This is a genomic window from Bacillus sp. XB1 (assembly GCF_053557995.1).
The window spans coordinates 312,389-325,712 of sequence record NZ_JBNRIL010000002.1; the positions used below are offsets into that span (position 1 = coordinate 312,389).

18 protein-coding genes are annotated in these 13,324 nt (G+C 33.6%); 13 read left to right on the forward strand and 5 right to left on the reverse strand.

From position 1 onward, the window contains the following. The first annotated feature begins 43 nt into the window (after nt 1-43). From isdE to srtB, 4 genes are read left to right on the forward strand one after another with little or no spacing between them, the layout of a single operon-like run. Nucleotides 44-925 carry a heme ABC transporter substrate-binding protein IsdE gene (gene isdE / locus ACK1U5_RS16890; protein WP_069605144.1) on the forward strand — a complete coding sequence of 294 codons (882 nt, stop codon included), beginning with the start codon at nt 44-46 and terminating at the stop codon, nt 923-925. A 27-nt stretch (nt 926-952) separates the two neighbouring features. Next, nucleotides 953-1,936, forward strand: coding sequence for a FecCD family ABC transporter permease (locus ACK1U5_RS16895; protein WP_001036849.1), 984 nt, complete (start codon nt 953-955; stop codon nt 1,934-1,936). After that, nucleotides 1,926-2,696 carry an ABC transporter ATP-binding protein gene (locus tag ACK1U5_RS16900; protein WP_000403761.1) on the forward strand — a complete coding sequence of 257 codons (771 nt, stop codon included), beginning with the start codon at nt 1,926-1,928 and terminating at the stop codon, nt 2,694-2,696. The genes ACK1U5_RS16895 and ACK1U5_RS16900 overlap by 11 nt, the downstream gene beginning before the upstream one ends. 32 nt (nt 2,697-2,728) lie before the next feature. Continuing rightward, on the forward strand, nt 2,729-3,493 hold the full coding sequence (gene srtB, locus ACK1U5_RS16905) for a class B sortase (RefSeq protein WP_048533848.1): 765 nt from the start codon (nt 2,729-2,731) through the stop codon (nt 3,491-3,493). 72 nt (nt 3,494-3,565) lie between these two features. Here the strand turns inward: srtB and isdG are convergent, their stop codons facing one another. After that, nucleotides 3,566-3,889, reverse strand: coding sequence for a heme oxygenase (isdG, locus tag ACK1U5_RS16910; RefSeq protein ID WP_000587818.1), 324 nt, complete (start codon nt 3,887-3,889; stop codon nt 3,566-3,568). Between the two features lie 295 nt (nt 3,890-4,184). Between isdG and ACK1U5_RS16915 the strand changes: the two genes are divergently transcribed. Continuing rightward, entirely contained in the window at nt 4,185-5,384 is a 1,200-nt protein-coding gene (locus tag ACK1U5_RS16915; protein ID WP_001255971.1) for a class I SAM-dependent rRNA methyltransferase, read from the forward strand. A gap of 38 nt (nt 5,385-5,422) precedes the next feature. Here the strand turns inward: ACK1U5_RS16915 and ACK1U5_RS16920 are convergent, their stop codons facing one another. Beyond that, nucleotides 5,423-5,617 (reverse strand): YwbE family protein, encoded by a 195-nt coding sequence (locus tag ACK1U5_RS16920; protein ID WP_001014310.1) that lies wholly within the window; start codon nt 5,615-5,617, stop codon nt 5,423-5,425. Then, nucleotides 5,618-5,791, reverse strand: coding sequence for a hypothetical protein (locus tag ACK1U5_RS16925; protein ID WP_001293578.1), 174 nt, complete (start codon nt 5,789-5,791; stop codon nt 5,618-5,620). It abuts the gene before it with no gap. 168 nt (nt 5,792-5,959) lie between these two features. On the opposite strand from ACK1U5_RS16925, the gene ACK1U5_RS16930 reads away from it, so the two are divergent. The 7 genes from ACK1U5_RS16930 to ACK1U5_RS16960 all read left to right on the forward strand — a co-directional run bounded on the left by ACK1U5_RS16930 (nt 5,960) and on the right by ACK1U5_RS16960 (nt 11,158). Continuing rightward, on the forward strand, nt 5,960-6,652 hold the full coding sequence (locus ACK1U5_RS16930; protein WP_000018029.1) for a response regulator transcription factor: 693 nt from the start codon (nt 5,960-5,962) through the stop codon (nt 6,650-6,652). A 1-nt stretch (nt 6,653) separates the two neighbouring features. Beyond that, a complete protein-coding gene (locus tag ACK1U5_RS16935) occupies nt 6,654-7,589 on the forward strand; it encodes a HAMP domain-containing histidine kinase (RefSeq protein ID WP_113710605.1) in 936 nt (311 codons plus the stop codon). 125 nt (nt 7,590-7,714) lie between these two features. Next, nucleotides 7,715-8,638, forward strand: a complete 924-nt coding sequence (locus ACK1U5_RS16940; protein ID WP_069605143.1) for an ABC transporter ATP-binding protein — start codon at nt 7,715-7,717, stop codon at nt 8,636-8,638. Beyond that, nucleotides 8,631-8,792, forward strand: a complete 162-nt coding sequence (locus ACK1U5_RS16945) for a hypothetical protein (RefSeq protein WP_000931810.1) — start codon at nt 8,631-8,633, stop codon at nt 8,790-8,792. Before ACK1U5_RS16940 ends, ACK1U5_RS16945 begins: the two co-directional genes overlap by 8 nt. Nucleotides 8,793-8,826: 34 nt before the next feature. Next, nucleotides 8,827-9,531, forward strand: coding sequence for an ABC transporter permease (locus ACK1U5_RS16950; protein ID WP_069605142.1), 705 nt, complete (start codon nt 8,827-8,829; stop codon nt 9,529-9,531). 34 nt (nt 9,532-9,565) lie between these two features. Beyond that, complete coding sequence (locus ACK1U5_RS16955) at nt 9,566-10,438, forward strand: DUF4097 family beta strand repeat-containing protein (protein WP_069605141.1); 873 nt, start codon at nt 9,566-9,568, stop codon at nt 10,436-10,438. Nucleotides 10,439-10,462: 24 nt separating this feature from the next. Further along, a complete protein-coding gene (locus tag ACK1U5_RS16960; RefSeq protein WP_069605140.1) occupies nt 10,463-11,158 on the forward strand; it encodes an ABC transporter permease in 696 nt (231 codons plus the stop codon). A 61-nt stretch (nt 11,159-11,219) separates the two neighbouring features. Here ACK1U5_RS16960 and ACK1U5_RS16965 read toward each other — a convergent pair whose 3' ends face one another. After that, nucleotides 11,220-11,525 carry a YfjL-like protein gene (locus tag ACK1U5_RS16965; protein WP_069605148.1) on the reverse strand — a complete coding sequence of 102 codons (306 nt, stop codon included), beginning with the start codon at nt 11,523-11,525 and terminating at the stop codon, nt 11,220-11,222. 154 nt (nt 11,526-11,679) lie between these two features. Beyond that, complete coding sequence (locus ACK1U5_RS16970) at nt 11,680-12,183, reverse strand: DinB family protein (RefSeq protein ID WP_069605139.1); 504 nt, start codon at nt 12,181-12,183, stop codon at nt 11,680-11,682. A gap of 153 nt (nt 12,184-12,336) precedes the next feature. Between ACK1U5_RS16970 and ACK1U5_RS16975 the strand changes: the two genes are divergently transcribed. Further along, on the forward strand, nt 12,337-13,236 hold the full coding sequence (locus ACK1U5_RS16975) for a tetratricopeptide repeat protein (RefSeq protein WP_044584887.1): 900 nt from the start codon (nt 12,337-12,339) through the stop codon (nt 13,234-13,236). Nucleotides 13,237-13,324: the final 88 nt, after the last annotated feature.

Consider the following 13,324-nt stretch of genomic DNA (forward strand, 5'->3'; position numbering starts at 1 on the left):
GTGCATCAAGACTTGTTTCATATTGTATGGAAAGGAGTGGTGATTGAGAGTGAAGAAAATTGCAAGTGTACTAATGGCTATCATTTTGTTAATGGGTATAGCCGGGTGCTCATCACCAAAAAAAGAATCAGCAAAGCAGGTAAAGAGTGAAAGTAAAGAGCGCGTCGTTGCAACAACAGTGGCTGTTACTGAAATTATGGATGCGTTAGAAGTAGATTTAGTCGGCGTTCCAACAAGTTCTAAAACTTTACCGAAGCGATATAAAGGTTTACCTGAAGTTGGGAATCCAATGAGTCCAGATATGGAAAAGGTAAAGTCATTAAAGCCTTCAGAAGTGTTATCTGTGACAACACTTGAATATGAATTAAAGCCAGTTTTTGATGGTGTGGGTATGAAAGCAAACTTTTTAGATTTAACGAGTTTGAAAAATATGCAAAGTTCTATTAGTGATTTAGGTAAGAAATATGGGAGTGAAAAACAGGCCGAAGCAGTAGTAACTAAATTAGATAAAAAGGTTGCTAGCATTCAAAAAGAAGTAAAAGGAAAGAAAGAACCGACAGTGCTTATTTTATTAGGTGTGCCAGGAAGTTATTTAGTAGCAACAGAGCATTCTTATATTGGAGATTTAGTGAAACAACTAGGTGGTAAAAATATTGTGCAAGGTGAACAAGTAGAATATTTAGCTTCTAATACAGAGTATTTAAAGAAAGCTGATCCAGATATTATCTTACGAGCAGCTCATGGTATGCCTGATGAAGTTGTAAAAATGTTTGATAAAGAATTTAAAACAAATGATATTTGGAAACACTTTGCTGCGGTTAAAAATAACCGTGTTTACGATTTAGAAGAGCGTTTATTTGGAACGACAGGTAATTTAGCAGCAATTGAAGCATTAGATGAATTGAAAAAAATGATGTATCCGTGATGCATTTTAATATAAAGGAAGAGTAGAATGAATAAAAAAACTTGGAGTTTCCTCATTGTTACTGCATTGCTTATTGTTATGACATCATTGTCAGCGATGAAAGGTAGTTTAGAAGTAGGTATTGTTGAACTTGTACAAGGGATATTTACAGGTGGAAATGAAGATGTTGAAGTCATTAAAGATTTACGTTTTCCGCGTATTATTATTGCGTTGTTCACTGGAGCGGCTCTCGCTGTTTCAGGTGTGCTTTTTCAAGCTGTTATGAAAAATCCACTCGCTGATGCTGGGGTAATCGGTATATCTTCAGGAGCAAGTTTTATGACACTCGTTATTATTACGTTGTTCCCGCAATTCTTTTTCTGGACACCCGTATTCGCCTTTTTAGGTGGTGCGCTTGCATGTTATCTCGTTTATTCGTTTTCATGGAAATCAGGATTAAGCCCGCTTCGCATTATTTTAATTGGTATTGCCATTAATGCAATGTTTACTGGATTAAATGAATCATTCGTTACGATTTGTGGATATTTTATTAAGAGTATTAAGCAAACGACGACTTCTAACATAACAATGAAGACGTGGGGCGATGTAGAAATAATGGTGACTTATGGAACGATTGGTCTTATTCTTGCTCTGTTCGTAGGAGCATGGTGTAACTTATTATCGCTACAAGATAAGACTGCGAAAAACTTAGGCTTGCACGTGACGAGAGTTCGTCTTATTATTTCTGCCATTGCAGTACTCTTAGCGGCAGTATCAACAGCGCTTGCAGGTGTTATTGCTTTTGTAGGATTACTAGTTCCGCATATTTCAAGACAATTAGTCGGTTCAGACCATAAAGTATTAATTCCATTTTCTGCTCTTGCAGGGGCGTTATTAATTTTGACGGCAGATACGATTGGAAGGTTAATTGTGCCACCTAACGAAATTCCAGCAGCAACAATTATGGCGGTTATTGGTGGTCCATTCTTAATATTCTTGCTTAGAAAGAGTGATAAAGTTCATGGAAATTAAAAATGTAACCTTTTCATACGATAACGTAACAAATCGATTAAAGTCTGTTAGTAGTGAAATAGAAATTGGGAAAATTACAACAATCATTGGACCGAATGGATGTGGGAAATCAACATTACTTAGTGTCATGTCTAGAAACCACGCTCCTAGCAGTGGAGAAGTAATACTTGATGGGAAAGCGATTAGTGAATATAAACCGAAAGAGTTTGCTAGAAAACTAGCGGTTGTCCATCAACAAAATGAGGCTCCAGCAGATATTACAGTGGAAAAGCTAATAAGCTTCGGGCGTATGCCATATAAAAATATATTCTCTCCGCAAACAGATGAAGATAGAGAAGCGATTGAGCGTGCGCTAGTATGTACGAATTTACAAAGTAAGCGTGATAAGCCAATTTATGCTTTATCTGGTGGAGAGAGGCAGCGAGTTTGGATCGCAATGACATTAGCTCAAAATACACCAATGCTCTTCTTAGATGAGCCGACCACATATTTAGATATTTACTATCAGCTAGAAATATTAGAGTTAGTGAAAGAGTTAAATGAAGTGCATGGACTAACGATTGTAATGGTATTACATGATATTAATCAAGCCATTCGTTATAGCGACCATATTATCGTTATGAAAGATGGAGAAATCATTACGAAAGGTAATCCTAATGATGTAATAACAGAAGAAATGGTTAAAGCAATATATGGTGTAGATGTCATTGTAAAGCAGGATGAAGATACCGGATTGTACATGGTACCTATGGGAATCTAAAGGCTGAGCATAATCCGTTTTGAGGTGATAATTTGAATAGTAAGAAAGGACGGAAAAAGAATTCTTTTTTTCAACGCATACTTACAATTGTGTTTTTAGGAATCTTTTTCTATTCAATATATGAGTTGGGCGGGATTTTCATGGATTATTATGAAAATCGTAAAGTAATGGCTGAGGCACAACATATTTATAAAAGAAGTCCAATGGAAGAAAAATCAGAAGATGGAGAGGTACGTAAACAGTTTCAGGATCTCCAGAAAATTAATCCAGAGATAGTCGGATGGATTACGATGGATGATACACAAATTAATTATCCAATCGTTCAAGCAAAAGATAATGATTACTATTTATTTCGTAATTATAAAGGTGAAGATATGAGAGCGGGAAGCATTTTTATGGACCATCGTAATGATGTGAAATCTCAAAATCGAAATACGATTTTATATGGCCATCGTATGAAAGACGGTTCTATGTTTGGTAGTTTAAAAAAGATGTTGGATGAAGACTTTTTTATGTCTCATCGTAAATTATATTACGATACATTATTTGAAGGATACGACGTGGAAGTTTTTTCAGTATACACGACAACAACGGACTTTTATTACATTGAAACGGATTTTGAAAATGATGCAGCATATACATCGTTCTTAAAGGAAATTCAAGAAAAATCACTGTACAAAACGGATACGGAATTGACGGCTAATGATGAAATCGTAACACTTTCTACTTGTGACTATGCGCTTGATCCAGAGGCTGGAAGGCTAGTTGTACACGCAAAATTAATAAAAAGAAATTAAAGAAAAAAGTATAGAATATGAGAAGTGATAGATAACGCTTCTCATATTCTATACTTTAAAAAAGGACTGTTTTTACTGTGCTGCAGCCATTGGCATACGTACAACTTTTACATCATAGTAAGCAATTTTATTATCAAGAATATATTCTGGCATTCCGCCTTGATGTGAGTGAGCATCTTTAAATGCAGCGCTCTTTGTCCAACCTTGGAAATCTTCTTTTGCATTCCAGCGAGTGCTAATTGTTACTTCATCATAATCAACTGTATTTTGCGTTAAAAGAACTTCTAGACCTAAAAAGCCTGGCATCGTTTCAACTTTACCTACTTTATTAAAACGCTCAATTAATTTATGTCCATTTCCCTTTGTAATTTTAGCTGTATTTGTAACGATAATCATGTTTATTCCTCCTATAAATATAGCCTTTATTTTCGAGAACTCATATACATTAAATGATAATGAAAATCATTATCATTGTCAATGCTAAATATGAAATATAAAAGTTTTTTATATTATATTGGACAGTAAGATTTCCAGTTCAAAATGTAGTAAATATGTGGCAGTTAAGCGAGAGAATGAGCGAGTTGTACTAGCAAAGCAATAATATGGTATAGTGAAACGAGGCTGTTTTTTCAGGCTCGTTTTTCAAATGCTTCCTGTAGAGAAAGCATGCAAATGGAAAGGAAGTTATTATATGCGATCAGAAGTAACTGTAAAAATAAAACCGAAATTTATAAAAGAAATTAAAAGTGGATATCCGCTTATTTTAAAAGATGCGATTCAAAATTTAAATGATGTTCGTGAAGAAGGAACAATCATTAAAGTAGTAGATGAGAAGAACCAATTTATCGGAAAAGGCTATTATGGAAAACAAAATAAAGGGTACGGCTGGATTTTAACGAGAAAAGAGAGTGAACAAATTAATCAATCTTTCTTTGAAAGTAAAATCAAATCTGCCTTACATAAACGAAAGCAATTTTACAAATCAAGTGATACGACAGCATTCCGTGTGGTGAATGGTGAAGGTGATGGTCTTGGAGGACTAATTATCGATTATTATGATGGCTATTATGTAGTAAGTTGGTATAGTGAAGGGATTTATACTTTCAGAGATGAGATTATAGCCGCTCTTCAAAAAGTAGCAAACTTTAAAGGTATTTATGAGAAAAAGCGTTTTGATACGAAAGGGAAATATATTGAGGGGGATGATTTCGTAGCAGGAGAGCGCGGCGAGTTCCCACTTATCGTAAAAGAGAACGGTGTAAACTTTGCGGTTTATTTAAATGATGGGGCAATGGTTGGGGTATTTTTAGATCAACGTAACGTTCGAAAACAAATTCGTGATAAATATGCAAAAGGAAGAACAGTGTTAAATATGTTCTCTTATACAGGTGCTTTCTCTGTATTTGCAGCGCTTGGCGGAGCGAGTAAAACGACGAGTGTTGACCTTGCAAATCGTAGTTTAAGTAAAACGATTGAGCAGTTTAGTGTAAATGAAGTTGATTATGAAGCGCAAGATATTATTGTAGAAGATGTATTTCTTTACTTCAAATATGCAGCGAAGAAAAAAATGAAATTTGATATGGTCGTACTTGATCCTCCAAGCTTTGCACGCTCAAAAAAATATACATTTAGTGCAGCAAAAGATTATAAAAATTTATTAAAAGAAACAATTGCTATTACAGAAAATAACGGTATTATCGTTGCTTCTACAAATTGTAGCGCATTCGATATGAAAAAGTTTAAAGGCTTTATCGATACAGCCTTTAAAGAAATGAATGGCAAATATAAAATATTAGAAGAACATTCTTTACCAGAAGATTTCCGTACCATTGATCAATTTAAAGAAGGAGACTACTTAAAAGTAGTTTTCATCGAGAAAATTAAAGGTTAATAAAGAAAAGGAGCTCGAGTTTACTTGAGCTCCTTTTCTTATTGAACGATATTTTGTACTCTACCGACTTGCCCGTCCTGCAATCGCACTTTAATGCCATGCGGATGGGAAGGGGAGTTTGTTAAAATATCTTTTACAATTCCACGTGTTAATTTGCCTGTTCGTTGATCTTGTTTTAATACAATATCAACTTCAAGACCGGGGGCGATATTAGAACGTTTTTGTCCGTTCATTTATACACCTGTACGTCTACGTTGGTTGTTTGTTTTCTTTGTTTGTTGGTTTTGTAATTTTTTTGTTTCTTGGCTTTGATTTTTTGCATTTTGACCATTTCCATTTCCTTGCTTTTTCTTAGCAAGTTGTTCACGCATTAAATCAGCTAAGCTTACTTTTTTGTTTTCTGACATGATAAGTCTCCTTTATATAAAGTTAATTATGAACAATCGTAGTGAATTTCATCATATCATTGTTAAGGAAGGAAGGGAAGTTGGTTTGAAAATTCATATAATTGTTTCCAGTCTGTAGTAGTTACGATACAATTGGATTGTTAACGTTTGTAAAAAGGGGATAGACATATGTCACATCATATTTTATTAGTTGAAGATGATATCTCAATTCAAGAGATGGTGGAAAAGTATTTAATAAAGGAAGGCTTTCAAGTTACGATTGCGTCTGATGGAGAAGAAGGCGTGAACACATATTTAAAAGGTTCATTTGATTTGATTATCCTTGACATTATGATGCCAAAGCTAGATGGCTTAGAGGTTGTACGAATCATTCGAGAAAAAAGTGCAGTTCCGATTTTAATGATGTCGGCAAAAGATACAGATGTTGATAAAGCTGTTGGATTAGGACTTGGAGCAGATGATTACATTTGTAAGCCGTTTTCTATGATTGAATTGGCTGCACGTGTAAAAGCAGGTATTCGGAGGTCTACGAAATACTCGGCTACAGAAACAATAGAAAAAATGATTCAAATTGGTGATTTAACAATTGATCCAATTAATTTTACTGTAGAAAAAAACGGGAAGCCTCTCAAACTTACTTTAAAAGAATTTGAGATTTTAAAGCTATTCGTAAAGAACCAAAATCGTGTATTTACGAAAGCGCAAATATATACGTTAGTTTGGAATGAAGAGTATTACGGTGACGATAACGTTATTAATGTTCATATGAGAAGATTGCGTGAGAAAATCGAAAGTGATCCATCTAATCCAGAATATATTAAAACGCTATGGGGCATCGGCTATAAGCTGGAAGTGATGTAATATGATCAATTTGTTAATAGGTATTATTTTTATATTGTTATGTGTTATTTATATGCAATATAAAATGAGAAAAAATAGTATTAAAAATTTACGATACACATATGAAAAGTTAGAAAGTATTGTAAATGAAAAAACAGGTGAGACGTTACTCGTTATGACAGATGATCTAGAATTGCAAAAATTATTAGTGGCGATTAATCAATTATTAGATGCAAAACAGAAAACGAATGCAGATCATGCAAAAGTAGAAATTTCGATGAGAAAAATGCTTTCAAATATTTCGCATGACTTGAAAACACCACTAACAGTTATTCTTGGATATACAGAAATGTTAAATAAGGATAAAACGATAAATAAAGAAGAACAACAAATATTACTTGAGAAAGTGCATACGAAAACACTAGAAGTGATGGAATTAATTCATAAGTTTTTTGATTTAGCGAAATTAGAATCTGGTGACAAAGCAATTGAAATGACAAAAATAAATATGAATGAAGTTTGCCGCGAGAAGATTTTATCATTTTATGATTTAGTGACGACGAAAGGTTTTCAGGTTCATATTGATATACCAGAAAGAAATATATATGCACTTGGAAATGTAGAAGTATTAGGTAGGGTATTGAATAATTTAATATCAAATGCAATTACATATGGAGACGATGGAAAGGCACTCGGTATGACGTTAAGAGATGATGACACGGGCGTGTATATAGATGTATGGGATAAAGGAAAAGGGATTGATGAATCTCATATTGATAAAGTGTTTGAGCGTATGTACACACTTGAAGATTCAAGAAATAGATTGTACCAAGGAAGCGGTCTAGGATTAACGATTACGAAACGGCTTGTGGAAGCGATGGACGGAAAAATTCATCTTTCTAGTAAACCGTATGAAAAAACAATTTTTACAATTGCATTAATAAAGATACAGTTTTAGCTTGTAGAGCAGTAGATTCTACAAGCTTTTTTTCAGCGTAAGGAATTTGTAAGAAACGGGTAAGAAAAAAGAGATTTCCGTTGTCTATTATAGAAATATAGAGTATTGCGAAAGGGGAAAGTAACATGACATATATATTAAAAACAAACCAGTTAACGAAAGTGTTTAAAGGGAAAGAAGTTATTTCCGGTGTTAACATGCATGTGAAAAAAGGAGAAATTTACGGTTTTTTAGGACCAAACGGTGCTGGTAAAACAACGATTATGAAAATGATTACAAATTTAATAAAACCGACGAGTGGTGATATTGAAATCTTCGGTGAGAAATTAACAGATACATCTTATGAAGTATTAAAAAGAATGGGGACAATTATTGAATACCCAATCTTTTATGATAAATTAACGGCGAAAGAAAACTTAGACCTACATTGTGAATACATGGGCTACTACGATAAAAATGCAATTGACCATGCTTTACATTTAGTGAAACTACAAGGGGTAGATAATAAAAAAGTAAAAGATTTTTCATTAGGAATGAAACAACGACTCGGTATTGCAAGAGCAATCGTGACAAAGCCAGAATTGCTCATTTTAGATGAACCAATTAACGGTTTAGATCCAATTGGTATTAAAGAGTTACGAGACTTATTTAAAATGCTCTGCAAAGAATATGGCATTACATTATTAGTTTCTAGTCATATTTTAGGTGAAATGGAACTAATGGCCGATACAATTGGTGTGATTCAAAATGGAAAACTAATAAAAGAAGTTTCAATGAAGAGTATTAACGGAAAACAAACAGAGTACATTGAAATCACTGTTCCTGATGTGAAACGTGCAGCTTATATTTTAGAAGATAAACTTGGTATAAAAAACTACAAAATAATGAGTGGAACCATGATTCGTGTGTATGATGCGTTAGCGTCTCAGCAGGCCATTTCAAAAGCACTTATTATGAACGATGTGGAAATTGAAAGTATTAATAAGAAACATAGTTCCTTAGAAGAATATTTCTTAAATGTAATGGATGGAGAAGGTATTCATGCTTAATGGACTATGGCTGAACCTGATAAGTGGATTTATCGTAATGCTAATAAGTGGAATTTTATATTATAGAAAACCAGAGCGGAAATGGTTGTTCATTGTACTAGTGATAGGAATGTTAAGCTTCGTTACTGCTGGAATTAGAATGTTAGCAGCGTAGAGACAGGTATATAAAGAATGGAGGCGTAATTTATATGTTTAAATTAATGAAGCTCGAATGGAAGAAACATAAATTATCTCGTTACTTTAAAAGTGTAGCAATTTGTATTATAGCAATTTTCGCTGCAGTAAGCCTTATGGCATTGGGAATGAAAGCCGAGGAAAACATGCTCTTCTCTGACTTCACACAGAACATGGCTGCAGCAAATATTTTTATTAGGATAACATTCATTATTTTTAGTTCGGTCATTTTATCACGTTTAGTAATTGATGAGTATAAGAACAAAACGATGCAATTATCGTTTATGTACCCGCTGCAAAGGAAAATGCTAATGAGGGCGAAATTAACAATTGTTTTTTGTTTTTGTTTTGTGAGCACCATTATCGCTACTTTTATTATTAGTTTACTCGTATATTTTGTGAGTCCAATGATGGGACTGATTGAAACGCCAGCTACGATGGGTGAAATAATAGCTATCGTTCCAGATACTTTTATAAGTGCATTTATGATATCTGGTATAAGTTTAATTCCTTTATTTTTTGGAATGAGAAAGAAATCGACACCGACAACGATTACTTCGGCAGTAATAATTGGTATGCTGATTAGTGGTAACGTTGGTCCTGGAAACAATCAAGTAAGTATGTTTGATTTTATAGCTATCCCAATCGTGCTCTGTTTATTAGGGATCTTCATTAGTTATTTATCGTTTCGTAAAATCGATAAGATTGATGTGGTGTGAAGCAAGCTTAAAACAACAATGAACTGGGGTATGAATGGTGAAAAAGATAATAGTAATTGCAATATTATTCATTACAATTGCTAGTTCGGTTTTTGGTTTTAAGGTGTTTCAGGGGAAAGGTTTTAAGAAAGAAAAGTCTTTTGAGATAAATAATATAAAAGAAATAGAAGTAGATAATGAAAACTGGAATCTTGAATTTAAAAGTACAGACGCTAATAAAATAGTAATTTCCGCTCAAGGTGAACAAGTAGATAAAGAGATAGATCCTGTCAAAATAGAAAATGATGAAAATAAAATTGTGATTAAACAAAAACAAAAGATGAACAGATTTTTTAATGGTTTCACGTTTAGGAAGAAAAATAGTATATCTATAGCTATTCCGAAGAAAGAAATAGATAAAATTGCATTAAATAATAAATCGGGTGATGTGAAAATAAGAGATATAGTAGTAAAAAATATCATGACAAAAGGCAAGTCTGGAGATGAAATGATTGTAGGACTATCAGCCGAGAAAGGTGAATTCATATCGCAAAGTGGAGAGTTAGTTTTAAAAGGTAGTTCAGTACAAGAATTAAATATAAAGTCTACGACTGGTGATAACTATATAACAAATGTAAGTAACTCAAATATGAACATCACTTCAACATCTGGGGAAGTATTACTGAAAGATATGACAGAAGGAAAATCATTATTTATAGAAACAAAATCAGGTGATATTGGCGTACGGTATAAAGGTGTCCCTGCATCATTGAAGCTTATGGCTAAAAGTAATTCGGCTGACGTAATAGTGGATTTAAAAGGACTTAAGAAAGATAAAAATACAGACAAAATAAAAGTAGGAACGATTGGTGATGCAAAAAATGAAGCGAAGATTTTAAGTGAAACAGGAGTCATTTATATTGATTAAGTCCAAGGAGGAAGGAGGAATATCATGCTACGTCTTATGAAGTTAGAATTGAAGAAATTTAAGTTTGGATGGTATGTGAGGGGAACAGTTATTGCAAATATTATTATACTGGCATTATTAATCTTTGTTAGTTTCATTGCACAAATAGAAGGAGATCCAGAAATAAGAGATCCGCAGATGATTTTGTTAATGGCTAGTACAGTAGTAAGAGCAACATTTATTATTTTTGGTAGTGTATTAATAGCAAGGTTAATAATTGGCGAATATAAAAATAAAACAATACTACTCATGTTTTCTTATCCCATTAACCGAAAGAAAATGATGGCTAGTAAGTTGGCTATTACAGCGATAGTAACATTTATAACAGTTATTGTATCTAACATTTTAGTAGTAGGAATTTTCTTTGGGATAGATAGTTGTTTTTCAATTCTTCCTCATTCATTCACAGTAGATCAATTGGTGCAAGAAGGAATAAAACTAGTTCCTTTAGCCATTGCAACTGCGGGGATGAGTTTAATCCCATTATATTTCGGAATGCGTAAACGTTCAGTGCCAATTACAATTGTTTCATCTCTTATCGTTGTCTCAATTGCAATGAATACCAACCCAGAGTTTCCTACAGCAACTTTACTTCCCCTTCAACTAGCATTGGCGGCAATTGGAGTTGTGATTGCATATTACGGCATTAAAAATATAGAGAAGGAAGATATAACTGTATGAAAAGAATAAGAAAAAGAGTTGGCGTTACACCAACTCTTTTTTGTATATGTATGTTTCGGTACTACTCTGTAAATTTAGAGTGTGTGCTTAAATACTTTTGCACTCCTGGAGAAATGTTAAAGTTATTAGGACTTTTATATTCGATAGTAAACTCTCCGTCTCCACTTGTTTCAAAGGAGATTGCATAGCTATTCATTTTAGCATCGTAAGAAGTATTTTTGACTTCCGCATCTAAATCGAAGTATTTTGTAATATATTCTTTTGATTCCGTAATTGCTGCTTGTTTTCCCCAAGGGGTACCATAATATGTGAAATAAAGAGATACACTGATAACTCCAATAATAGAAGTTAGTAAAAGAGTTCTCATAGTTATTTTTTTATTCAATTTGGTTGATCCTCCTCATAATATGTATTTATTTTAACTTGTTTTTTCCATAAAACAACCATTTAACAAAAAATAGTTTCACATGAAACAAGTTACAGAAAAAGACAAGATGTGTAAACATCTTGTCTTTTTGTCGTTACATTTTAGGTGCTTCCATTCCAGCCGCAGCCCATTCTTCTTTTGCGGGGCCATATACGCCAGGAACTGTTAAGCCGGCTTGTCGCATTAAAACCGTCATTTGCCCGCGGTGATGATTTTGATGATTAATAAGCGTCATTAAAAATATAGAATTCGGCATAGGGCGACCAAAGAAGTCGTTAATAGTAGCTAAGTCTTTATCAGTCCATTTACTTTGAAGTGTTTCAACAAAAGCCGCGTTCACTTTACGGTATTCATCTGCAATTGTTTTTGCAGAAGTTGGAACAGGATAATCTTTCGTTGCTCCTTCAAACTTTAGCCCTGTGCCAGATAGTATAACAGGAATTGCCGTCACGATATGCCAAGCAACTCTTCCTAAGGTCCAATGTTCAGGTGCAATTTCTTGTGATAAAGATGCATCGGTTAATGAATCAAGCATTTTCTCAGTAGACTCTGCTTCGTATGTCCATGATTGTAAAAAGCCTTCAATAGTTTGGTACATTATTGTTATCCCCCTCTACTTATGTTCATAGATTAAGTTCGAGAAGAAATGACAAGTTCCCTTTATGTTTTAATGATGGTATTTAAAATTTTATATATAAATTTTATGATACTATTGAGTGTATATAGAATTATATTAATTTAGGGGGATATGATGAAAAGATTGATTTTAGGAATCATAATTTTATTTTTAATGGTAGGATGTAGCAATGAAGCCTATAAAAAAGCAATGGATCAAGGGAAATTGGCGTTAGCGAGTAAAGAATATGACACGGCAGTAGCATCATTTGAGCTAGCATTAGAAGAGAAAAAGGATGATAAAGAAGCAAAGGTATTAAAAGGCCAAACTACTAAGATGATAAGTTCGATAAAAGAGAAATCGAGTGGAAATATAGAACAAGCAATAGGTTTATTTCAAGAAGTAGAAAAGATGAAAGATGGTTCCGCAATCCTTCAAAATCAAGCGAAAGAACAAAAAGATTTGCTTATAGAGCATAAAGAGTTAAAAGGTCAATATATAGGTCAATTGGAAAAGGCAGAGAAGTTAAAGAATGATAAAAAGTATGAAGAGGCTAAAGGGATAGTAAATAAAATTTTTAACGATACTGGTCAAAATCAACAATTTATTTCGGAAAATCAACGGGCACAAGAGCTGAATAAGCAAATCGATGGCTTACTAACTCAACAAGCAGAAGTCAAGAAAAAAGAGGAAGAGTTAAAAAATGAAAAGAAAAAAGAGGCTGATATTGGAAAGTTAAAGGGGTCTTGGATGTCATCAGAAAGTACAGACAGGCCAGTTGGGTTGGAAATAGAATCTATTAATAGTGAGAAAACAGGCGGAGAATTTATGGAACATAATATTTTTGGGAAAGGGACTACTATAGGAGACTTTCGAATATTAAGTGTGCACCAAGGGATTATTTCCATAGAGCTTGTATTTTTAATGGGAGAAAGAAAACAGAAGGTTGATTTGAAACTTGAGGAGAACACATTAACTGTACATCATGAGTTTATGGGAGGGACTAAATCTGTGAAATTAGTGAGATCAGAGTAATTTATCCCGCTATTCACCTGCAGTAAAATTCCCACTTCAAGATTCGGCTGGAGCAAAGAAGTTAGGTGGGAGATCCACTGCTCATAAA